Source organism: Pseudomonas sp. Emmai, assembly GCF_055179735.1.
In genome coordinates this window covers 651,305-670,849 of sequence record NZ_CM143685.1, presented here as the reverse complement: position 1 = coordinate 670,849, position 19,545 = coordinate 651,305, and the positions used below count along the sequence as shown (strand labels likewise).

Here is a 19,545-nt window from a genome sequence, read left to right as displayed (position 1 = left end):
GCGTGGGAATGCAGCCCGGGACGCTCCGCGTCCCAAAGCGGACGCAGAGCGTCCATTGAGGCATTCCCACGCAGAGCGTGGGAACGATCAATCATTGTGTTCGCGGGCCCATCGTGCACCGCCGCAATGCACCGTGAACCGCAATCGCGCACGGCGACCGATCTCAAATCCCGCCTTCCCTCGCAATGAAACCCACATCACAAAAATGGCTAAGCCCCGAATCACGGGGCTTTCAGCGCTTTAACACGACTTTGTGTTTCATTTTATTAAAACCTGGCACGCCCCCTGCAATAGTCCATTCAGTGATTCAGTTCACTACCCGGTTTCGGGGACCTTGGTACAGGCAGGCCGGGGATTCCCCTCTTTACATCGGGCTCACACCGCACTGGCGACGAGCCCAACCCGTTTTGGGGCCCTTGATACAGGCAGGTCAGGGGTTCCTTCTTTACACCGGGACTTGCACGCAATGCGCGAGTCCCTGCCGTTTTGGGAACCTTGGTACAGGCAGGCCGGGGATTCCCTCTTTTATTGCTCCCGGAGATGGATCTCCAGCCGCCAGCGGTCGTCGACCTCGCGACCGGCCCACTCGCCCAGCAGTGGCCGGGCCGCCACCACCGTCAGCAACAACCCCCCATCACTCAACCGCACGCGCCAGTTCACGTCTTTGCCGTTGACCTTGAGTTGGCCTTTCTGCGCCTTGCCTTCAGCCTCAAACAGCAACGCAACGCTGCCGTCCACAACCTCGCCGTGGGTCTTGGGTTCGTTGTTGAACCACACCACCAACCCATCGCCGGTGACCTCGACCTGCTGCAATTCGCTGGGGTCGGGAGTGGTCAGGCGACCGATCATCAGCCCGACCATCATCCCGACAATCGCCAGCGAACCGATCACCCGCGGGAATAGTTTCGAACGGTTGTCCACGGGCGGCGTAGAATGCCGCTCATCTTTACCTTCGGAGCCGTGCATGTTTCACGTCATCCTTTTCCAACCAGAAATTCCGCCGAATACCGGCAACGTTATCAGGCTGTGCGCCAACAGTGGCTGCCACCTGCATTTGATCGAGCCGTTGGGCTTCGAGATGGACGACAAGCGCCTGCGCCGGGCCGGCCTCGATTACCACGAGTACGCCACCCTGCAACGCCACGCCGACCTCGCCAGCTGCCTGGTAAGCCTGGGCCATCCACGGCTGTTCGCGTTCACCACCAAGGGCTCGCGACCGTTCCATGATGCCAGCTTCGCCGAGGGCGACGCCTTCCTGTTCGGCCCGGAAAGCCGTGGCCTGCCCGCCGACGTGCTCGACGCCCTGCCCGGCGAACAACGCCTGCGCCTGCCAATGCGCGAAGGCTGCCGCAGCCTGAACCTGTCGAACACCGTGGCCGTCGCGGTGTATGAAGGCTGGCGTCAATTGGGTTTCAAGTAACCCTGCGACCTGATCGTTCCCACGCTCTGCGTGGGAATGCAGCCCGTGACGCTCCGCGTCACTGGACGCGGAGCGTCCCTAGAAGCATTCCCACGCGGAGCGTGGGAACGATCATCGCTCTGCGTGGGAACGATCAAATCCGCCGCCGTTTCATCCCGCCCATGAAAAAAGCGCCTGTTACGGCGCTTTTTTCGTTACGGCATCGAACGCTTATTGCACAGTCGGGGTTTCGCCCGAGGCCTGCATGCGTTGCAGTTCTTGTGCGTACAGCGCGTCGAAGTTCACCGGAGCCAGCATCAGGGCCGGGAACGAACCACGGGTCACCAGGCTGTCCAGGGTTTCGCGAGCGTACGGGAACAGGATGTTCGGGCAGAACGCGCCGAGGGTGTGGCTCATCGAGGCGTCGTCCAGGTTCTTGATCAGGAAGATCCCGGCCTGTTGCACTTCAGCGATGAACGCCACTTCGCCGTTCTCACCGTTTTTCACGGTCACGGACAAGGTCAGCACGACTTCGTGGAAGTCGCCTTCCAGGGCCTTTTGACGGGTATTCAGATCCAGACCGACGCTCGGCTCCCACTGCTGGCGGAAGATCGCCGGGCTTTTCGGGGCTTCGAAGGACAAGTCACGTACGTAGATGCGCTGCAAGGAGAATTGCGGTGCGTTTTCTTCTTCGCTAGCTGCAGTGTTCTGTTGGTCAGTCATCTCAGATCCTTTCTGATCTTGGGTCTTATAGGGAGGCACTAGGCCTTGAGCATGGCGTCGAGCTTACCCGCGCGCTCAAGGGCAAACAAATCATCACAACCGCCGATGTGGCGCTCGCCGATCCAGATCTGCGGCACGGACGTGCGTCCGGCCTTCTGAGCCATCGCGGCGCGCACCTGCGGCTTGCCATCGACCTTGATCTCTTCGAAGGCCACGCCTTTGTTCTCGAGCAGGTACTTGGCTCGCGAGCAGTAAGGGCAGTAATCGCTGGAATAGACGACGACGTTGTTCATCTCACTTCACCAACGGCAGGTTGTCGCCTTTCCAGCTGGAAATCCCGCCGGACAGCTTGGCGGCGTTGAAACCGGCTTTCAAGAGTTCGCGGGCGTGGGTGCCAGCGGTCTGGCCTTGGGCGTCGACCAGGATGATGGTCTTGTCCTTGTGCTTGCTCAGTTCGCCGACACGAGCAGTCAGTTTGTCGTGAGGAATGTTCAGCGCGCCAACGATATGGCCGGCGGCGAAATCCTTGGCCGAACGGATGTCGATCACCACGCCTGCGTCCTTGTTGACCAGCCCGGTCAGTTCACCGGTGCTCAGGCTACGACCGCCGCCTTTCATCTCATGGGCGATCAGCAGAGCCAGCAGAACAACGAAAATACCGGCCAGCAAATAGTGGGTGGTGGCAAATGCAATCAGGTGATCAAGCATTTAAGGTGGTTCCAGGGCGTGAAAAGTGGGCCAGTATACACAGCCCCTATGGCGGGCCAAACCCCGTCCGGCGGTGACGGCGCAGGAACTTCGCTTTAAACTGCCACTCCCTTTTCCATCGCCCTCTTTTAATTCAGCCACGAGTGGAATCCATGACTACCACGCCTAAACCTTTGGTCCTGATTATTCTCGATGGCTTCGGTCACAGTGAGAGCCACGAAGCCAACGCCGTGTACTCGGCCAGGAAGCCCGTTCTGGACCGTCTGTCGGCCACCGTGCCGAACGGCCTGATCTCGGGCAGCGGCATGGACGTCGGCTTGCCCGATGGCCAGATGGGCAACTCCGAAGTCGGCCACATGAACCTCGGGGCCGGTCGCGTGGTGTATCAGGACTTCACCCGCGTGACCAAATCGATCCGCGACGGCGAGTTCTTCGAGAACCCGACCATCTGCGCCGCCGTGGATAAAGCCGTGGCCGCCGGCAAAGCCGTGCACTTCATGGGCCTGCTGTCCGACGGCGGCGTGCACAGCCATCAGGATCACCTGGTCGCCATGGCCGAACTGGCCTTCAAGCGCGGCGCCGAAAAAATCTACCTGCACGCCTTCCTTGATGGTCGCGACACGCCGCCGAAAAGCGCGCAGTCGTCCATCGAACTGCTCGACGCGACCTTCCAGGCCCTCGGCAAAGGCCGGATCGCCAGCATTGTCGGCCGTTATTTCGCCATGGACCGCGACAATCGCTGGGACCGTGTAGCCCAGGCCTACAACCTGATTGTCGACGGCAAGGGCGAATTCAACGCCGCCACCGCTCAGGAAGGCCTGCAAGCCGCTTACGAACGTGGCGAGAGTGACGAATTCGTCAAAGCCACTTCTATCGGCGAGCCAGTGAAAGTCGAAGACGGTGACGCCGTGGTGTTCATGAACTTCCGCGCCGACCGCGCCCGCGAACTGACCCGCGTGTTCGTCGAGGACGGCTTCAAGGAATTCGAACGTGCGCGCCAGCCGAAACTGGCAGGCTTCGTGATGCTGACCCAATACGCCGCCAGCATTCCTGCGCCTTCGGCCTTCGCCGCCGGCAGCCTGGAAAACGTGCTCGGCGACTACCTGGCGAAGAACGGCAAGACCCAACTGCGCATCGCCGAAACCGAAAAATATGCCCACGTAACTTTCTTCTTCTCCGGCGGCCGTGAAGAACCGTTCCCGGGCGAAGAGCGCATCCTGATCCCGTCGCCAAAAGTCGCTACCTATGACTTGCAACCAGAGATGAGCGCCCCGGAAGTCACCGACCGCATCGTCGACGCCATCGACAACCAGCGTTATGACGTGATCGTGGTCAACTACGCCAACGGCGACATGGTCGGCCATAGCGGTAACCTTGAAGCCGCGATCAAAGCCGTGGAATGCCTGGATCTGTGCGTCGGGCGCATCGTCGATGCCCTGGATAAAGTCGGCGGCGAAGCGCTGATCACCGCCGACCACGGCAACTGCGAGAAAATGTCCGACGAAGAAACCCACCAGGCCCACACCGCCCACACCACCGAGCCGGTGCCGTTCATTTATGTCGGCAAGCGTGACTTCAAGGTGCGCGATGGCGGCGTGCTGGCGGACGTGGCGCCGACCATGCTGATGTTGATGGGCCTTGCGAAGCCGGCCGAAATGACGGGCACTTCGATCCTGGTCTGAGCGTAAAAGCCCCTTATAAACAGCCCGAAACGGCTTTTTATGACGAACGCCTCAAAGCAGTTGCCTTTGAGGCGTTTTTTTTGCGGCGCTTGGCGGGCATACTAGGCCGTCCCTTTCCCTGGTGTCGCCCGCCTCTATGCTTCGCGTCCTGATAGCCCTTGCTCTGACTTGCCTGCTCCAACCGGCCTTTGCTGACGAGCGCGCGCAAACCCAACAACAGTTGGACGCCACGCGTCAGGACATTGCCGAGCTGAAAAAACTGCTGGGCAAGCTCCAGGAAGAAAAATCCGGTGTGCAAAAGGATCTCAAGGGCACCGAGACCGAGATGGGCAAGCTGGAGAAGCAGGTCGACGCTCTGCAAAAAGAGCTGAAGAAAAGCGAATCCGAGCTGCAGCGACTCGATGGTGAGAAAAAAAAACTCCAGAGCGCGCGCATTGAACAGCAGCGACTGATCGCCATCCAGGCCCGCGCGGCCTATCAGAATGGCCGTCAGGAGTACCTGAAACTGCTGCTCAATCAGCAGAACCCGGAAAAATTCGCCCGCACCCTCACCTATTACGACTACCTGAGCCAGGCCCGCCTGGAGCAGCTGAAGAATTTCAACGAAACCCTGCGCCAACTGGCCAATGTCGAAAAAGACATCTCCATGCAACAGGCGCAGTTGCTGGTGCAGAAAAGCAGCCTCGACAGCCAGCGCGACGAACTCGACAAAGTTCGCCAGGAGCGGCAGAAAGTCCTGGCCAAGCTCAACGACGACGTCAAGGCGCGCGATCAGAAGCTCGCCACCCGCGAGCAGGATCAGGCAGACCTGTCTAAAGTCCTTAAAACCATTGAAGAAACCCTGGCCCGTCAGGCCCGTGAGGCAGAAGAAGCGCGGCAAAAAGCGCTGATCGCCCAGCAGGAAGCCGAAAAAAAGCGTTTACGTGAGGCTCAGGAACAGGCCGATGCCAACACTGATGCCCCACGCAAACCGCCTAAATCGACACCCGGCGCGCTGGTTTCAAGTTCAGGCGAAACCTTCGGCGGCGCATTTGCTTCAGCCCGCGGCAAACTTCCATGGCCGGTTGATGGTCGACTGTTGGCGCGCTTCGGCGAAAGCCGCGGCGATGATGCCCGGACCAAGTGGGATGGGGTGATGATCAGCGCCTCCGCTGGCAGCCAGGTGCATGCCGTGCACGGTGGTCGCGTGGTGTTCGCCGATTGGTTGCGCGGCGCGGGGCTGCTGGTGATTCTGGACCACGGCAACGGTTTCTTGAGTCTTTATGGTCACAACCAGACGCTGCTCAAGTCTGCGGGTGATGTGGTTAAAGCCGGTGAGTCCATCTCCACTGTCGGTAACAGCGGCGGGCAGGACACACCGGCGCTGTATTTCGCAATTCGTCAGCAGGGTCACCCGAGTGATCCGGCGCAATGGTGCCGCGCGCAAGGATAGGCGTTGAGTCACCTACATTAGGAGTTCGTTCGACATGCTGCATTTGTCCCGCCTTACCTCGCTGGCCCTGACGATCGCCCTGGTGATCGGCGCGCCTCTGGCGTTTGCCGCTCAGCCTGCCCCGGCAACGGCGCCAGCGCCTGCACCTGCGGGCACGGCTGCGACCACCAAGGCGCCACTGCCTCTGGACGAGTTGCGCACCTTTGCCGAGGTCATGGACCGGATCAAGGCTGCCTATGTCGAACCGGTCGATGACAAGACCCTGCTGGAAAATGCCATCAAGGGCATGCTCAGCAACCTCGACCCGCACTCCGCCTACCTGGGCCCGGAAGATTTCGCCGAGCTGCAGGAAAGCACCAGCGGCGAATTCGGTGGGCTGGGCATCGAAGTCGGTGCCGAGGACGGTTTCATCAAAGTGGTGTCGCCGATCGATGACACCCCGGCCTCCAAGGCCGGCATCCAGGCCGGCGACTTCATCGTCAAGATCAACGGCGCCCCGACCCGCGGCCAGAGCATGACCGAAGCCGTGGACAAGATGCGCGGCAAGATCGGCCAGAAAATCACCCTGACCCTGGTGCGCGATGGCGGCACACCTTTCGACGTCGTGCTGACCCGCGCCACCATCCAGGTCAAGAGCGTCAAGGCGCAGCTGCTGGAATCGGGCTACGGCTACATCCGCATCACCCAGTTCCAGGTCAAGACCGGCGAAGAGGTCTCCAAGGCCCTGGCCAAGTTGCGCAAGGACAATGGCAAGAAGCTCAACGGCATCATCCTCGACTTGCGCAACAACCCGGGCGGCGTGCTGCAAGCAGCAGTGGAAGTGGTCGATCACTTCATCACCAAGGGCCTGATCGTCTACACCAAAGGCCGCATCGCCAACTCCGAGCTGCGCTTCTCCGCCACCGGCAAGGACGAAAGCGAAGCCGTGCCGATGGTCGCACTGATCAACGGCGGCAGCGCCTCGGCTTCGGAAATCGTCGCCGGCGCCTTGCAGGATCAGAAACGCGCAGTAATCATGGGCACCACGAGTTTCGGCAAAGGCTCGGTACAAACCGTGCTGCCGCTGAATAACGACCGCGCCCTGAAGATCACCACCGCGCTGTATTACACGCCGAACGGTCGCTCGATCCAGGCCCAGGGCATCGTCCCGGACATCGAAGTGCGCAAGGCCAAGATCACCAACGAGCAGGACGGCGAGTACTTCAAGGAAGCCGATCTGCAAGGTCACTTGGGCAATGGCAACGGCGGCGCCGACAAGCCGACGTCCAGCAGCAAAGCCAAGGCGATGCCGCAGGATGACGATTACCAACTGGCCCAGGCCCTGAGCCTGCTCAAAGGGCTGAGCATCACCTCCGGCCGCTGAGATGCGCCTGCGGTTGATCCTCGCTCTGGTGTGCTGCCTGGCGGGTGCTGCTCACGCGGAACCCGCCAAGCCAACGCCACACAAGGCCTACCTGACACTGATCATCGATGACCTGGGGCAGAACCTGCCCCGGGATCGTCGCGTGCTCGCCCTGCCCGGCCCGGTGACGACGGCGATCATGCCCGACACACCCCACGCCGCCGAATTCGCCCGCGAAGCCCATCGCGCCGGCAAGATCGTCATTCTTCACATGCCCATGGACCCGGCCACCGGCCCGTTCGCCTGGCATCCTGACCTGCCTATCGAAGAACTGGAGAAACGCCTCAACGCGGCGTTCAAGACTGTGCCGTACACCGCCGGCATCAACAACCACATGGGCAGCCGCATGACCGCGCAACAACCGGCCATGGCCTGGCTGATGGCGGACTTGCAGCGCCGGCACAAATTCTTCGTCGACAGCCGCACCAGCGCGCAAACCGTGGGCGCGGCTGAAGCACAGAGGATCGGATTAGCGAGCGTTTCGCGGGATGTGTTTCTCGATGACGAACGCACGGAAGCAGCGATCTTCACTCAGCTACAGACGGCGATCAGCCTCGCGCACAAACAGGGTTCGGCGGTGATGATCGGGCATCCATATCCGCAGACACTGGCGGTGCTGGAACGTGAGTTGCCGAAGCTGAAGGCTCAGGGGATTGACTGGATCAACATCAAAATGATGATCAGTGTGCGCAGCAATCGGGCGACGGCTGCGCATGGAAAAGATGGCGTGTACCGCTGAAACACGATCGTTCCCACGCTCTGCGTGGGAATGCAGCCATGGATACTCCGCGTCCACTGTGACGCAGAGCGTCACGGGCGGCGTTACCACGCGGGAGCGTGGGAACGGGCAGCAAATAGTCAGAGATACTTCGCCATGATCTCGTCAACCACGCCTTCCTTGCGCAACTGGTCCAGCGCCGCTTGCAGCTTGGCCACGGTCTCGTCCGGCACGTCTTTATTCAGCGCCAGATACAACTCGGCGCTGTTGAAGCGCAGTACGGTCTTGAGCCCGGTCACGCCGTCCTGGCGGGCCAGATAACGCCCGGCCGGGTCGCCGGTGGCCCACAGATCGATCTGCCCGCTCACCAGCTTCTTCGCATTGTCCTGATCCCGTAGCACCACAATCGGCTTCAACCCTTGCTTGGCCAGGGTCTCGGCAATCGCGTCGCCCTTGTAGGCGCCGATCTTGTACTTGCGCGCCTGCTCCAGGGTATCGAGGGTGATCTTGCTGTCAGCCTTGGCCAACATGATCCAGTCATCCGGGCCGATGGGGCCGACCCACTTGAAGAGCTTTTCGCGATCCGGCAGTCGTGCCATGACAAACACGCCGTAACCGGGTTTTTCCAGGGCGATCTTATAGATGCGCTCCCAGGGGAAACGCAGGGTCAGGCTGTAGGTGACATTGGCGCGCTTGAACATCTCGCGGACGATGTCCACGGCGATGCCATTGATGTTCTCGTCCTGAGCGAAGTTCTTGCCGTTCTTCGCCATGTTGTAGGGCGGGAAGTTTTCCGTCAGCAGCACCAGGTCGGTGGCGGGACTTTCTTCGGCGCGGGCTGCGTTGATGAGCAACAGAGAAGCGCTGGCGAGGACAAGAAGAAAACGTTTGAGCATGTCGGGCTACCGAAATCCATGGCGTGCCCAAGAGTGCCCTGAGCCCGCCATGCTGTCCACTGGCCTGTATGGGTTTTAGCGCATCACGATGCCGCGATGGGCCATGTAGGCCTTGGCTTCCTGCACGGTGTATTCGCCGAAGTGGAAAATACTCGCCGCCAGCACCGCACTGGCGTGGCCTTCGATAATGCCGTCAGCCAGATGTTGCAGGTTACCGACACCGCCGGAAGCGATCACCGGAATGCCCAGCGCATCGCTGATCGCACGGGTAACACCCAGGTCGAAGCCGTTCTTCATGCCATCCTGGTCCATGCTGGTCAGGAGGATTTCACCAGCGCCCAGGCCTTCCATCTTCTTCGCCCACTCGACGGCGTCGAGGCCGGTCGGCTTGCGGCCACCGTGGGTGAAGATTTCCCAGCGCGGGGTTTCGCCCGGCAGTGACACCTTCTTCGCGTCAATGGCGACGACGATGCATTGCGAGCCGAAATGCTGCGCCGCTTCGCCAACGAATTCCGGGTTGAACACGGCGGCAGTGTTGATCGAGACCTTGTCGGCGCCGGCATTCAGCAAGTTGCGAATGTCCTGCACGGTGCGCACGCCACCGCCCACGGTCAGCGGGATAAACACCTGACTGGCCATGCGCTCGACGGTATGCAGCGTGGTGTCGCGGCCATCGACGCTGGCGGTGATGTCGAGAAAGGTAATCTCATCGGCACCCTGCTCGTCATAGCGACGGGCGATTTCCACCGGGTCACCGGCGTCGCGGATGTTCTCGAACTTCACACCTTTGACGACCCGGCCGTTGTCCACGTCCAGGCAAGGGATAATGCGTTTGGCTAACGCCATGGGCTTAATCTCCGATTAAGAGTTGCAAGCTTGGAGCTTCAAGCTGCAAGACAGAGCAGATCACTGCCGCGCTCTAACTTGCAGCTCGCAGCTTGCAACTTGAAGCTGCTTTATCTGGCCGCGTAGCCATCACAAAAGGCTTGGGCTTCTGCAACATCAAGCGTGCCCTCATAAATCGCGCGGCCGGTGATCGCGCCGATGATGCCCGGCGCCTTGGCGTCGAGCAGCGACTTGATGTCACCGAGGTTGTGAATGCCACCGGACGCGATCACCGGAATGCGCGTGGCAGCGGCCAGCGCGGCGGTGAACGGTACGTTGCAGCCCTGCATCATGCCGTCTTTGGCGATGTCGGTATAAACGATCGCGGACACGCCATCGGCTTCAAACTGCTTGGCCAGGTCGATCACCTGAATGGTGCTGATTTCAGCCCAGCCGTCGGTGGCGACGAAACCGTCTTTAGCGTCGAGGCCAACGATCACCTTACCCGGGAATGCGCGGCACGCTTCAGCGACGAATGCCGGATCTTTCACGGCTTTGGTGCCGATGATCACGTAGCTCACGCCCGCTTTCACGTAGTGCTCGATGGTTTCCAGGGAGCGGATGCCGCCGCCGATCTGGATCGGCAGGTTCGGGTAGCGCTTGGCGATGGCTGTGACCACTTCGCCGTTGACCGGCTGGCCTTCGAAGGCGCCGTTCAGGTCGACCAGATGCAGACGACGGCAACCGCCCTCCACCCACTTGGCGGCCATGCTCACCGGGTCATCGGAGAACACCGTGGAATCTTCCATGCGGCCCTGGCGCAGACGAACACAGGCACCGTCTTTAAGATCGATAGCGGGAATAATTAGCATGCTTTTCCTTCGTCAAAGAGCTGCAAGCTGCAAGCCATAAGCTGCAAGCGCGCACGCGTGTCTACTTCTTGCAGCTTGCAGCTTGAAGCTTGCCGCTGCCCTAATTCTTCTCAAGCGCCCACAGGTCGCTTTCGATGCTTTCGAACCTTTCTTTAAGGTGCGTCTGCACATCGAAAATCGCTCTGTTGTAATAGTGCGGCGCAATTTCGCGGGTAAACAGCTCAAGGATTTCAGCCGCTTCGAACGAACCCAGGTCCAGTTCGAAGCGATCCTCCATAAAGCGCTTGATCTTGTGATTGGCCTCGTTCTCCTGTTCGGGAGTGAGGGTCAGGATCGGCGGCTTCTTCTTGACGGCCATTTACCAGCGACCATCCCACGCGGCGAAGTTCTGCAGCAATTGCAGGCCATGGGTATGGCTCTTCTCCGGGTGGAACTGCACGGCGAAACGCGAGCCATCGGCCAGCGCTGCGGCGAAATCGACACCGTAGTGACCGCCACCCACCACTTGCCGCGCATTGCCGGCAGCGATGTAGTAGCTGTGCACGAAGTAGAAACGCGCCAGGTCCGGAATGTTGTGCCACAGCGGGTGACTCACCGTCTGCTTCACTTCGTTCCAGCCCATGTGCGGGACTTTCAGGTGTTCGCCGTCTTCATGCAGGTCTTTGCCGAAGAACTTCACCGCGCCCGGGAACAGGCCGATGCAGTCCACGCCGTCGTTCTCTTCACTGCTGTCGAGCAAGGCTTGCATGCCCACGCAAATGCCGAGGAACGGACGGTCCTGGCTGACTTCACGCACCAGGGAATCGAAGCCCAGGCGACGGATCTCCGCCATGCAATCGCGAATCGCGCCGACGCCGGGGAATACCACCCGGTCAGCTTCGCGAATCACAGCGGCATCGCTGGTGATCAACACCTTGCCGGCACCGACGTGCTCGAGGGCCTTGGCCACCGAGTGCAGGTTGCCCATGCCGTAATCGATAACCGCGACCGTCTGCATTACAGAACGCCCTTGGTCGATGGCATTTGCCCGGCCATGCGGTCATCCAGCTCGACCGCCATGCGCAATGCGCGGCCGAAAGCCTTGAACACGGTTTCGATCTGGTGGTGGGTGTTGGTGCCACGCAGGTTGTCGATGTGCAGGCTGACGAGGGCGTGGTTGACGAAGCCCTGGAAGAATTCCTGAAACAGGTCAACGTCAAAGCCGCCAACGGTGGCGCGGGTATAGGGAACGTGCATCTGCAGGCCAGGACGGCCGGAGAAGTCGATCACCACGCGCGACAGCGCTTCATCGAGCGGCACGTAGGCGTGGCCGTAGCGACGGATGCCTTTCTTGTCGCCGATGGCTTTGGCAAAGGCCTGACCCAGGGTGATACCGACGTCTTCCACGGTGTGGTGGTCGTCGATATGCAGGTCGCCCTTGCTGACAATATCCAGGTCGATCAGCCCGTGACGGGCGATCTGGTCCAGCATGTGCTCAAGAAAAGGAACACCGATATCAAATCGGGCCTTTCCGGTGCCATCCAGGTTGATCGAGGCTTTGATCTGGGTTTCCAGAGTGTCGCGCTCGACTGACGCCTTACGTTCGGCCATCACCAGCTCCGCAAAATCATTGGGCGAAAAAGGCAGCCATTATAGGGGCGCGGGGCCGAAACAGAAACACGAGAGGTGATATGGCTGACGGACAGACCCCAACGGTGCCGGGGATATACCTGTAATGACATGTAGGAGCGAGGCTTGCCCGCGAAGACGGTATGCCAGACATACCTTATCGCTGATCGCTCCCACGCTCTGCGTGGGAGTGCAGCCCCGGACGCTCCGCGTCCACTTCGAAAGTGACGCAGAGCGTCACGGGAGGCATTCCCACGCGGAGCGTGGGAACGATCAGGTGCAGAGAACTTAGTGGAACAGAACCGCCGTCTTCTGCAGGGTCACCCACACACCCCACGCCAACGGAATCCCCACCACCAGCCACGCCGCAACCGCCAAAGGCTTGCTGCCCGGCGCCGCTTTCCACTCCAGCACGGTGCTGCTGTCGGCACCTTTGTCGTGGCCCAGCGCTTGTTCGGCAGCCAGTTCAGCGTCGGTCATGAAGTACTTGTCGGCCACCGGACGCACCAGCAGGTTGCACAGGAAACCCAGCACCAGCAGGCCCGCGAGGATGTACAACGTGATGTCGTAAGCTGCGGCACGTTCAACGCCGATGCTCAGTTGATATTCACGCAGGTAGTTCACCAACACCGGACCCAACACGCCCGCCGCCGCCCACGCCGTCAGCAGACGACCGTGGATCGCGCCGACCATTTGCGTGCCGAACAGGTCCGCCAGGTAAGCCGGAACGGTCGCAAAACCACCGCCGTACATCGACAGGATGATGCAGAACGCCGCCACGAACAGCGCGACGTTGCCCAGGTGACCCAGGTTCGGGATCAGCGCGTACAGGGCAAAGCCCAACGCGAAGAACACGAAATAGGTGTTTTTACGACCCAGATAGTCGGAGAACGAAGCCCAGAAGAACCGGCCGCCGATGTTGAACAGACTCAGCAAACCGGTGAAACCGGCGGCAATTGCCGCAATCGAAGCCAGTTGCCCGGCATCCAGCTTGCCGAACGGCAGGTCCACACCAATCAATTTGCCGCCAAACACTTCCTGCAACAGTGGCGAAGCCATGCCGAGGATGCCGATACCGGCGGATACGTTCAGGCACAGCACCAGCCACACCAGGCGGAATTGCGGAGTTTTCCACGCGACGCTCACGTGAACGTGGCGATGAGTGATCATCGCGTTCGACGCTTTCTTCGCCGGAGCGGTCCAGCCTTCAGGCTTCCAGCCGGTTGGCGGAACGCGATAGGACAGTGCGCCGCCGATCATGAACACGAAGTAGATCGCGGCCATCACCAGGAAGCTCTGCCATACGCCCACGCCCGTTGGCGAAGCGAAGTGACTCATCAGTGCCGCCGCCAATGGAGCGCCCACCATCGCGCCGCCACCGAAGCCCATGATCGCCATGCCGGTCGCCATGCCGCGCTTGTCCGGGAACCACTTGATCAGGGTCGACACTGGCGAGATGTAGCCCAGGCCCAGGCCGATACCGCCAATGACCCCGGAGCCGACCCACATCAGCCAGATCTGGTGGGTATAAATCCCCAGCGCCGAAATCAGCAGGCCACCGCACCAGCACAGTGCCGATACAACACCGGCCTTGCGCGGCCCCGCGTGTTCCAGCCAGCCACCCCAGATCGCTGCCGAGCAGCCAAGGAAGATGAAGAACAAGGTGTAGATCCAACCGAGCATCGAGATCGGCCAGTCACATTGGGACGAGAAGATTTGTGAGATGAAGCTCATGTCCGGCGCACAAGCGACCGGAGCGGTGACGCCCAGGGCCTTGGACAGCGGCAACCAGAACACCGAGAAGCCGTAGGCCATGCCGATGCACAGGTGGATGGCCAACGCGGCCGGTGGAACCAGCCAACGGTTGAAACCGGGCTTGGCGATGATGCGCTCCTTGGACAGGAACGCGGGCTGGCCGGCGATGACGCCGTCCGCCGTGATGCTCGTGCTCATTGTGTATCCCCCAATTATTAGTATGGTTCGCCAGCCACTCCTCACCCTCAGCCTTATATGCACGCAGGCATGACCTTTTTCTTGGGTGAAGCTCCATTTGGGCGCGACGTTACGTCGCAGAAGGACGGACGAACGTGGAGAGGTTACCATTTGCTCGTGACAGAAAAACCAAACTGACATCACCTTTTCTATGTCATCTGATCTCTTTCTTTTGCAGGAGCTGCCGAAGGCTGCGAACTTTTGATTTTTTTGTAACCGACGAAAGATCAAAAGATCGCAGCCTTCGGCAGCTCCCACAGGTCGAAATCTGCACCCATCTGACAGGAGCCGCCATGCCGATAATAGTCGAGCCGTTGACTGAAGCCACTTATCAGGATCAACAAGACCTGCAGAAGATCTACCGCGACGCACCGGACTGGCTGTTTGCGCCGTTTGCCGGCGAGGTGCAGTTGATCGAAGGCTGCCTGGGCGACGGTTCGCTGATCGCCGGGCGCTTCAACGATCGGTTGCTGGGCGCCGCACGCCTGCAACGTCAATCGGACGTCTGGCACCTTTCCCAAATTTGCGTACGAAAAATCACCCGGCGCCGTGGCGTGGCGGAGCGCCTGGTGAACGAAGCGCAGAAAATGGCGTCGCAGTCGGGCGCAACTTTGCGCCTGCTGGCGCCCGCCGGGCATCTGGAAGCCCAGGCACTGGCAGCCAAACTGAACGTGCCGCTGGACATGCTGCCCATATGAACTGACCGGTCGTCAGTTTCGGAGCGCTATACTCCCCGGCTAAATTTCGAATTCGACTAACTACAAGGACTCGCCCATGAAAGCGTTCGGCAAAATCCTGGGTCTGGTACTTCTCGGGCTGTTGCTGATCATTGTGGCGCTGGGCTTTGCCCTGACCCACCTCTTCGATCCCAACGACTATAAAGACGAGATTCGCCAGATTGCCCGCGACAAGGCCCACATCGAGCTGACGCTCAATGGCGACATCGGTTGGAGCCTGTTCCCGTGGCTGGGCCTGGAATTGCACGAAGCCAGTGTCGCGACCCTGGTCAAACCCACCGAACCGTTTGCAGACTTGCAGATGCTCGGCCTGTCCGTGCGCGTGCTGCCACTGCTGCGCCGTGAAGTGCAGATGAGCGACGTACGCGTCGAAGGCCTGAACCTGCGCCTGAACCGTGACAAGGATGGCCACGGCAACTGGGAAGACATCGGCAAGGTCCCGGCCCCGGCCACTACTGGCGCGACCCCGCCTGCCGTTGCCGCTGGCGAACCGGCCCCGGAAGCCCCCGTCGTCGCGGAAAAACCGCCGCAGCCGATCCGCCTGGACATCGACAGCCTGACCGTGAACAACGCGCGGGTTGAATACAACGATGAAAAAACCGGCAAGATCTACAGCGCCGAAAGCATTCAGATGAGCACCGGCGCGGTCCACGACTCGACCAATATTCCGCTCAAACTCACCGCATTCCTGTCTTCCAACCAGCCGGCGCTGCGCGTGCGTACCGAGTTGAACGGCGAGTTGCGCATCGCCCGCGCCCTCCAGCGTTACCAGTTCGAAGACATGAAACTGTCGGGCGAAGTCACTGGCGATCCGCTGCAAGGCAAGACCATGACCTTCGCCGCCCAAGGCCAGTTGTTGCTGGATAAAGCAGCCAACGTCGCCGAATGGACCGGGATCAAGATCTCCGCCAACCAGTTGCGCGCGCTGGGCGAGCTGAAGGTCAACGACCTCGACAAGACCCCGCAAGTCAACGGCGGCCTGTCGATTGCCCAGTTTGACCTGGCCAAATTCGTCGACAGCATTGGCCAGAAACTCCCGGCCATGGCCGAGGGCAGCCTGAGTAAAGTCGAGCTGGTCAGCCGTCTCTCCGGGACGCCTACCAGCCTGGCGTTCGACAACATCAACCTGAAAGTCGACGACAGCAGCTTCAGCGGCCGTATCGCCATCGAGGATTTCGCCAAGCAATCGCTGCGCGCGATCCTCAAGGCTGACACGTTCAACGTCGATCGCTATCTGCCGCCAAAATCCGCTGAAGCCAACAGCGCGACGCAAGTGCGCCAGGCTGAAGTGGCCAGCACCGAGGCCGATGCCATGGCGGGCGCGGGCAGCACGCCGCTGCCGCCCTCACCGACCAAAGGCGCGTGGAGCACCGAGCGCCTGCTGCCGGTGGAGCGCCTGGCCAAACTCGATGTGGATGCCGACCTGACGTTCGGCCAACTGACCCTCGACAAACTGCCGATCCAGAACGCTGCGCTCAAGGCCACCGCCCAGGGCGGCCTGCTGACCCTGGAGAACCTGCGGGGTGATTTGTACAACGGCAACTTCGAAGCCAAGGGCACCCTCGACGTGCGCCAGCCGGTGCCCGCACTGAGCATGCAAACCCGCATCACCAAGGTGCCGGTGGAAAAAATCCTTGAAAGCCAGGGTAAAAACCCGCCGGTCAAAGGCCTGGTGACGCTCAACAGTGCGCTGACCGGTAGCGGCAATAGCCAGAGCGCGCTGATCGAAACGCTCAACGGCAACGCCAGTTTCGTCATCAACAATGGCGTGCTGCTCAACGCCAACCTTGAGCAACAACTGTGCAAAGGCATCGCCACCCTGAATCGCAAAACCCTCAGCGGCGAACCCCGGGGCAAGGACACGCCATTCCAGGAACTCAAGGGCAACCTGACCTTCCGCAACGGCGTGGCGAGCAATCCGGACATGAAAGTGCGCATCCCCGGCATGACCGTCAATGGTGACGGCGACGTCGATCTGCGGGTGCTGGGCATGGACTATCGCGTCGGCATCCTCGTCGAAGGCGACACCAGCGCCATGCCTGATCCGGCCTGTCAGGTCGGCGAGAAGTTTGTCGGCATCGAATGGCCGCTGCGCTGCCGTGGTCCACTTGAACTCGGGGCCAAGGCTTGCCGCGTGGACAACGAACGCATGGGCCAGGTCGCCGCCAAACTGGCGGGCGAGAAACTCAGCGACAAGATCGACGAGAAGCTCGGGGACAAAGTCAGCCCTGAACTGAAAAACGCGTTGAAGGGGCTGTTCAAGCGATGAGAGCCGAGCAGTTTTCATCGGCGGTGCTGGATTGGTACGACCGCCACGGCCGCCACGATTTGCCCTGGCAACAGGGCATCACCCCGTATCGGGTGTGGGTCTCGGAAATCATGCTGCAACAGACCCAGGTCAGCACCGTGCTGAATTACTTCGACCGGTTCATGGCTTCGCTGCCGACGGTCGAGGCCCTGGCCGCCGCGCCGGAAGACGAAGTGCTGCACCTGTGGACGGGCCTGGGTTACTACACCCGTGCGCGCAATCTGCAGAAGACCGCGAAGATCGTCGTTGCCGAACATGGCGGTGAGTTTCCCCGGGATGTGGAAAAACTGGTCGAGCTGCCGGGCATCGGTTTGTCCACGGCCGGCGCCATCGCCAGCCTGAGCATGGGCCTGCGGGCGCCGATCCTCGATGGCAACGTTAAACGCGTGCTGGCGCGCTTTACCGCGCAAGAGGGTTATCCGGGTGAGCCGAAGGTCGCCAAACAGCTCTGGGCGAACGCTGAGCGCTTTACGCCCCATGATCGGGTCAACGCCTACACCCAGGCGATGATGGATCTGGGCGCCACGCTCTGCACCCGCAGCAAACCGAGTTGCCTGCTCTGCCCGCTGGAAAAGGGCTGCGAAGCGCACATGCTCGGCCTGGAAACCCGCTACCCGATCCCCAAGCCACGCAAAGCCGTACCGCAGAAGCGCACGCTGATGCCGATGCTCGCCAACGGCGAAGGCGCGATTCTGCTTTACCGTCGCCCTTCCACGGGCTTGTGGGGTGGTTTGTGGAGTTTGCCGGAGCTCGACGACCTCGACGACCTGCAACACCTGGCCACCCAGCACTCGCTGGAACTGGGCAGCCAACAGGCGTTGCCGAGCCTGGTGCACACCTTCAGCCACTTTCAATTGTCCATCGAACCCTGGCTTGTCCAGGTCCAGGAGGCAGGCCATCACGTGGCCGAGGCCGACTGGCTCTGGTATAACCTCGCCACCCCGCCGCGCCTGGGCCTTGCCGCCCCGGTCAAAACCTTGCTCGAACGCGCGGCCGCCGTATTGAACGCAGGAGAGTCGTCATGACCCGCACCATCATGTGCCGCAAGTACAAAGAAGAATTGCCCGCCCTGGCGCACGCGCCGTTCCCGGGCGTAAAAGGTCAGGACATTCTTGACCACGTTTCCGCCAAGGCCTGGGCCGACTGGCAGAAACACCAGACCCTGCTGATCAACGAAAAACGCCTGAACATGATGAACGCCGAAGATCGCAAATATCTGCAGGGCGAGATGGACAAGTTCTTTTCCGGCGAGGAATACGCCCAGGCCGAAGGCTACGTTCCGCCGGCTGAATAATCCCGATTTTTCGGGGGTCGGAACGTAAGCGACGGTAATAATTAAAATTTTTTTGAAAACTTTCTTGACGACCCCCTGAAAAACCAGTTTAATGCGCCCCGTTGCCCAGATAGCTCAGTCGGTAGAGCAGGGGATTGAAAATCCCCGTGTCGGCGGTTCGATTCCGTCTCTGGGCACCAAATACCGAAAACCCTGAATCGCAAGATTCAGGGTTTTTTTATGCCTGCGATTTGATGGCGCTCGATTTCCGTTTGTCTTCTACAACTGTTTCCTACAGGCGGAGGCCTTAAAACAGCCGCACGTTTGCGCTTTAATACCCGGAATTTCTTTTCTGAAAAGGGCAGAAGCCTATGGCATCCCTTACCAAGCAACAAAAGCGAGCCAAACGCGCCAAGGTAAAAGCCAAGCAACAGCGCGTATCCCGAAGCGTTCTCCACCCTACCCGGTTCGACGATCTTTCTGATAGGCCAGATGCCTATCCGATTGAGTTCTTCGAGGCTCTGTTTACCCAATTTCAGGAAGCGGAAAACCAAAGCCGTAAAGCGCTGTTTGTCTCGCTTTTCATCGCTCTGGCCGATGTGATGTCGGCAGCCCCCGAGCTTCAACAGGAACTGATCAAGACGGGCGACCCTTCCGAATCGATGGCGATGCTCAGTCAAACCTTTTTGATTGATTACCGAAAATGGGCCTACGGCGCGACAGAGAACGAAACCCTGGAATGGCTTACCAGGCCTGATGTGCTTGACGATTTCACTCTGGCCATGGAGGAAGCGGTTGCCGAGTTGGCAGCAGATCCATCCGAAGACGACAAATAGTCCCGCTCGCTACGGACAAACCGAACAGGTGATGCCCCGCACCTCAATTAATGGCATCCTTGCGCCCAATTAAATCGCCCACAGGCGATACGCCTCAGGGCCTGCGCGCAGGGATGATCGTTCTCCATTCAGGA

At 60.4% G+C, this 19,545-nt stretch carries 21 protein-coding genes and 1 tRNA gene; 11 read left to right on the top strand and 11 right to left on the bottom strand.

What is annotated here, in order from left to right:
• Positions 1-525 precede the first annotated feature (525 nt).
• Positions 526-966, bottom strand: a complete 441-nt coding sequence (locus tag ACY4LX_RS03010) for a hypothetical protein (protein ID WP_463259137.1) — start codon at positions 964-966, stop codon at positions 526-528.
• Here ACY4LX_RS03010 and ACY4LX_RS03005 point away from each other — a divergent pair.
• Positions 965-1,420, top strand: coding sequence for a tRNA (cytidine(34)-2'-O)-methyltransferase (locus ACY4LX_RS03005; protein WP_463259136.1), 456 nt, complete (start codon positions 965-967; stop codon positions 1,418-1,420). The two genes, ACY4LX_RS03010 and ACY4LX_RS03005, sit on opposite strands and share 2 nt — an antisense overlap.
• Before the next feature lie 210 nt (positions 1,421-1,630).
• Here the strand turns inward: ACY4LX_RS03005 and secB are convergent, their stop codons facing one another.
• Genes secB through ACY4LX_RS02990 form a run of 3 tightly spaced genes read right to left on the bottom strand, consistent with a single transcriptional unit; the run spans position 1,631 to position 2,830 of the window.
• Positions 1,631-2,122 carry a protein-export chaperone SecB gene (gene secB / locus ACY4LX_RS03000; RefSeq protein WP_149659108.1) on the bottom strand — a complete coding sequence of 164 codons (492 nt, stop codon included), beginning with the start codon at positions 2,120-2,122 and terminating at the stop codon, positions 1,631-1,633.
• A 38-nt stretch (positions 2,123-2,160) separates the two neighbouring features.
• Positions 2,161-2,415, bottom strand: a complete 255-nt coding sequence (gene grxC, locus ACY4LX_RS02995) for a glutaredoxin 3 (RefSeq protein ID WP_149659107.1) — start codon at positions 2,413-2,415, stop codon at positions 2,161-2,163.
• Between the two features lies 1 nt (position 2,416).
• Entirely contained in the window at positions 2,417-2,830 is a 414-nt protein-coding gene (locus tag ACY4LX_RS02990; RefSeq protein WP_463259135.1) for a rhodanese-like domain-containing protein, read from the bottom strand.
• A gap of 152 nt (positions 2,831-2,982) precedes the next feature.
• Between ACY4LX_RS02990 and gpmI the strand changes: the two genes are divergently transcribed.
• The 4 genes from gpmI (at position 2,983) to ACY4LX_RS02970 (ending at position 8,085) form a co-directional block, all read left to right on the top strand.
• Entirely contained in the window at positions 2,983-4,512 is a 1,530-nt protein-coding gene (gpmI, locus tag ACY4LX_RS02985; protein ID WP_149659105.1) for a 2,3-bisphosphoglycerate-independent phosphoglycerate mutase, read from the top strand.
• Positions 4,513-4,648: 136 nt separating this feature from the next.
• Positions 4,649-5,944, top strand: a complete 1,296-nt coding sequence (locus ACY4LX_RS02980) for a murein hydrolase activator EnvC family protein (RefSeq protein WP_123402605.1) — start codon at positions 4,649-4,651, stop codon at positions 5,942-5,944.
• 34 nt (positions 5,945-5,978) lie between these two features.
• Complete coding sequence (locus tag ACY4LX_RS02975) at positions 5,979-7,307, top strand: S41 family peptidase (RefSeq protein WP_463259134.1); 1,329 nt, start codon at positions 5,979-5,981, stop codon at positions 7,305-7,307.
• Position 7,308: 1 nt separating this feature from the next.
• Complete coding sequence (locus tag ACY4LX_RS02970) at positions 7,309-8,085, top strand: divergent polysaccharide deacetylase family protein (RefSeq protein ID WP_463259133.1); 777 nt, start codon at positions 7,309-7,311, stop codon at positions 8,083-8,085.
• Between the two features lie 119 nt (positions 8,086-8,204).
• Here the strand turns inward: ACY4LX_RS02970 and ACY4LX_RS02965 are convergent, their stop codons facing one another.
• The 7 genes from ACY4LX_RS02965 to ACY4LX_RS02935 form a co-directional block, all read right to left on the bottom strand.
• Complete coding sequence (locus ACY4LX_RS02965) at positions 8,205-8,960, bottom strand: substrate-binding periplasmic protein (protein ID WP_463259132.1); 756 nt, start codon at positions 8,958-8,960, stop codon at positions 8,205-8,207.
• Positions 8,961-9,035: 75 nt separating this feature from the next.
• Complete coding sequence (gene hisF, locus ACY4LX_RS02960; protein WP_121731627.1) at positions 9,036-9,806, bottom strand: imidazole glycerol phosphate synthase subunit HisF; 771 nt, start codon at positions 9,804-9,806, stop codon at positions 9,036-9,038.
• 110 nt (positions 9,807-9,916) lie between these two features.
• Positions 9,917-10,657 (bottom strand): 1-(5-phosphoribosyl)-5-[(5-phosphoribosylamino)methylideneamino]imidazole-4-carboxamide isomerase, encoded by a 741-nt coding sequence (hisA, locus tag ACY4LX_RS02955; RefSeq protein WP_123596631.1) that lies wholly within the window; start codon positions 10,655-10,657, stop codon positions 9,917-9,919.
• Positions 10,658-10,757: 100 nt separating this feature from the next.
• Positions 10,758-11,015 (bottom strand): DUF2164 domain-containing protein, encoded by a 258-nt coding sequence (locus ACY4LX_RS02950; RefSeq protein WP_008024930.1) that lies wholly within the window; start codon positions 11,013-11,015, stop codon positions 10,758-10,760.
• On the bottom strand, positions 11,016-11,654 hold the full coding sequence (gene hisH, locus ACY4LX_RS02945; RefSeq protein WP_149659101.1) for an imidazole glycerol phosphate synthase subunit HisH: 639 nt from the start codon (positions 11,652-11,654) through the stop codon (positions 11,016-11,018). It lies immediately after the preceding gene.
• Positions 11,654-12,247, bottom strand: coding sequence for an imidazoleglycerol-phosphate dehydratase HisB (hisB, locus tag ACY4LX_RS02940; protein ID WP_003218037.1), 594 nt, complete (start codon positions 12,245-12,247; stop codon positions 11,654-11,656). Before hisB ends, hisH begins: the two co-directional genes overlap by 1 nt.
• A gap of 306 nt (positions 12,248-12,553) precedes the next feature.
• Positions 12,554-14,218 (bottom strand): OFA family MFS transporter, encoded by a 1,665-nt coding sequence (locus tag ACY4LX_RS02935; RefSeq protein WP_463259131.1) that lies wholly within the window; start codon positions 14,216-14,218, stop codon positions 12,554-12,556.
• A 332-nt stretch (positions 14,219-14,550) separates the two neighbouring features.
• Here ACY4LX_RS02935 and ACY4LX_RS02930 point away from each other — a divergent pair, with 332 nt between their 5' ends.
• The 6 genes from ACY4LX_RS02930 to ACY4LX_RS02905 all read left to right on the top strand — a co-directional run bounded on the left by ACY4LX_RS02930 (position 14,551) and on the right by ACY4LX_RS02905 (position 19,411).
• Positions 14,551-14,955, top strand: a complete 405-nt coding sequence (locus tag ACY4LX_RS02930) for an acetyl-CoA sensor PanZ family protein (protein ID WP_463259130.1) — start codon at positions 14,551-14,553, stop codon at positions 14,953-14,955.
• 76 nt (positions 14,956-15,031) lie between these two features.
• Positions 15,032-17,263, top strand: coding sequence for an AsmA family protein (locus ACY4LX_RS02925; protein ID WP_463259129.1), 2,232 nt, complete (start codon positions 15,032-15,034; stop codon positions 17,261-17,263).
• Entirely contained in the window at positions 17,260-18,327 is a 1,068-nt protein-coding gene (gene mutY, locus ACY4LX_RS02920; protein ID WP_123511222.1) for an A/G-specific adenine glycosylase, read from the top strand. Before ACY4LX_RS02925 ends, mutY begins: the two co-directional genes overlap by 4 nt.
• Positions 18,324-18,596, top strand: coding sequence for an oxidative damage protection protein (locus ACY4LX_RS02915; RefSeq protein WP_149659097.1), 273 nt, complete (start codon positions 18,324-18,326; stop codon positions 18,594-18,596). Before mutY ends, ACY4LX_RS02915 begins: the two co-directional genes overlap by 4 nt.
• Positions 18,597-18,699: 103 nt before the next feature.
• A tRNA-Phe gene (locus ACY4LX_RS02910) sits at positions 18,700-18,775 on the top strand.
• A gap of 171 nt (positions 18,776-18,946) precedes the next feature.
• Complete coding sequence (locus ACY4LX_RS02905) at positions 18,947-19,411, top strand: hypothetical protein (protein ID WP_463259128.1); 465 nt, start codon at positions 18,947-18,949, stop codon at positions 19,409-19,411.
• Positions 19,412-19,545 lie beyond the last annotated feature (134 nt).

What these genes read in the sequence shown, in the direction of transcription:
- ACY4LX_RS02970 (WP_463259133.1), top strand. Translation starts at nt 7,309, where the DNA reads ATGCGCCTGCGGTTGATCCTCGCTCTGGTGTGCTGCCTGGCGGGTGCT.
- hisB (WP_003218037.1), bottom strand. Translation starts at nt 12,247, where the DNA reads ATGGCCGAACGTAAGGCGTCAGTCGAGCGCGACACTCTGGAAACCCAG.
- hisF (WP_121731627.1), bottom strand. Translation starts at nt 9,806, where the DNA reads ATGGCGTTAGCCAAACGCATTATCCCTTGCCTGGACGTGGACAACGGC.
- ACY4LX_RS02925 (WP_463259129.1), top strand. Translation starts at nt 15,032, where the DNA reads ATGAAAGCGTTCGGCAAAATCCTGGGTCTGGTACTTCTCGGGCTGTTG.
- hisA (WP_123596631.1), bottom strand. Translation starts at nt 10,657, where the DNA reads ATGCTAATTATTCCCGCTATCGATCTTAAAGACGGTGCCTGTGTTCGT.
- ACY4LX_RS03010 (WP_463259137.1), bottom strand. Translation starts at nt 966, where the DNA reads ATGCACGGCTCCGAAGGTAAAGATGAGCGGCATTCTACGCCGCCCGTG.
- ACY4LX_RS02965 (WP_463259132.1), bottom strand. Translation starts at nt 8,960, where the DNA reads ATGCTCAAACGTTTTCTTCTTGTCCTCGCCAGCGCTTCTCTGTTGCTC.
- secB (WP_149659108.1), bottom strand. Translation starts at nt 2,122, where the DNA reads ATGACTGACCAACAGAACACTGCAGCTAGCGAAGAAGAAAACGCACCG.
- ACY4LX_RS03005 (WP_463259136.1), top strand. Translation starts at nt 965, where the DNA reads ATGTTTCACGTCATCCTTTTCCAACCAGAAATTCCGCCGAATACCGGC.
- ACY4LX_RS02950 (WP_008024930.1), bottom strand. Translation starts at nt 11,015, where the DNA reads ATGGCCGTCAAGAAGAAGCCGCCGATCCTGACCCTCACTCCCGAACAG.
- mutY (WP_123511222.1), top strand. Translation starts at nt 17,260, where the DNA reads ATGAGAGCCGAGCAGTTTTCATCGGCGGTGCTGGATTGGTACGACCGC.
- ACY4LX_RS02980 (WP_123402605.1), top strand. Translation starts at nt 4,649, where the DNA reads ATGCTTCGCGTCCTGATAGCCCTTGCTCTGACTTGCCTGCTCCAACCG.
- ACY4LX_RS02930 (WP_463259130.1), top strand. Translation starts at nt 14,551, where the DNA reads ATGCCGATAATAGTCGAGCCGTTGACTGAAGCCACTTATCAGGATCAA.
- grxC (WP_149659107.1), bottom strand. Translation starts at nt 2,415, where the DNA reads ATGAACAACGTCGTCGTCTATTCCAGCGATTACTGCCCTTACTGCTCG.
- ACY4LX_RS02975 (WP_463259134.1), top strand. Translation starts at nt 5,979, where the DNA reads ATGCTGCATTTGTCCCGCCTTACCTCGCTGGCCCTGACGATCGCCCTG.
- hisH (WP_149659101.1), bottom strand. Translation starts at nt 11,654, where the DNA reads ATGCAGACGGTCGCGGTTATCGATTACGGCATGGGCAACCTGCACTCG.
- ACY4LX_RS02935 (WP_463259131.1), bottom strand. Translation starts at nt 14,218, where the DNA reads ATGAGCACGAGCATCACGGCGGACGGCGTCATCGCCGGCCAGCCCGCG.
- gpmI (WP_149659105.1), top strand. Translation starts at nt 2,983, where the DNA reads ATGACTACCACGCCTAAACCTTTGGTCCTGATTATTCTCGATGGCTTC.
- ACY4LX_RS02905 (WP_463259128.1), top strand. Translation starts at nt 18,947, where the DNA reads ATGGCATCCCTTACCAAGCAACAAAAGCGAGCCAAACGCGCCAAGGTA.
- ACY4LX_RS02990 (WP_463259135.1), bottom strand. Translation starts at nt 2,830, where the DNA reads ATGCTTGATCACCTGATTGCATTTGCCACCACCCACTATTTGCTGGCC.
- ACY4LX_RS02915 (WP_149659097.1), top strand. Translation starts at nt 18,324, where the DNA reads ATGACCCGCACCATCATGTGCCGCAAGTACAAAGAAGAATTGCCCGCC.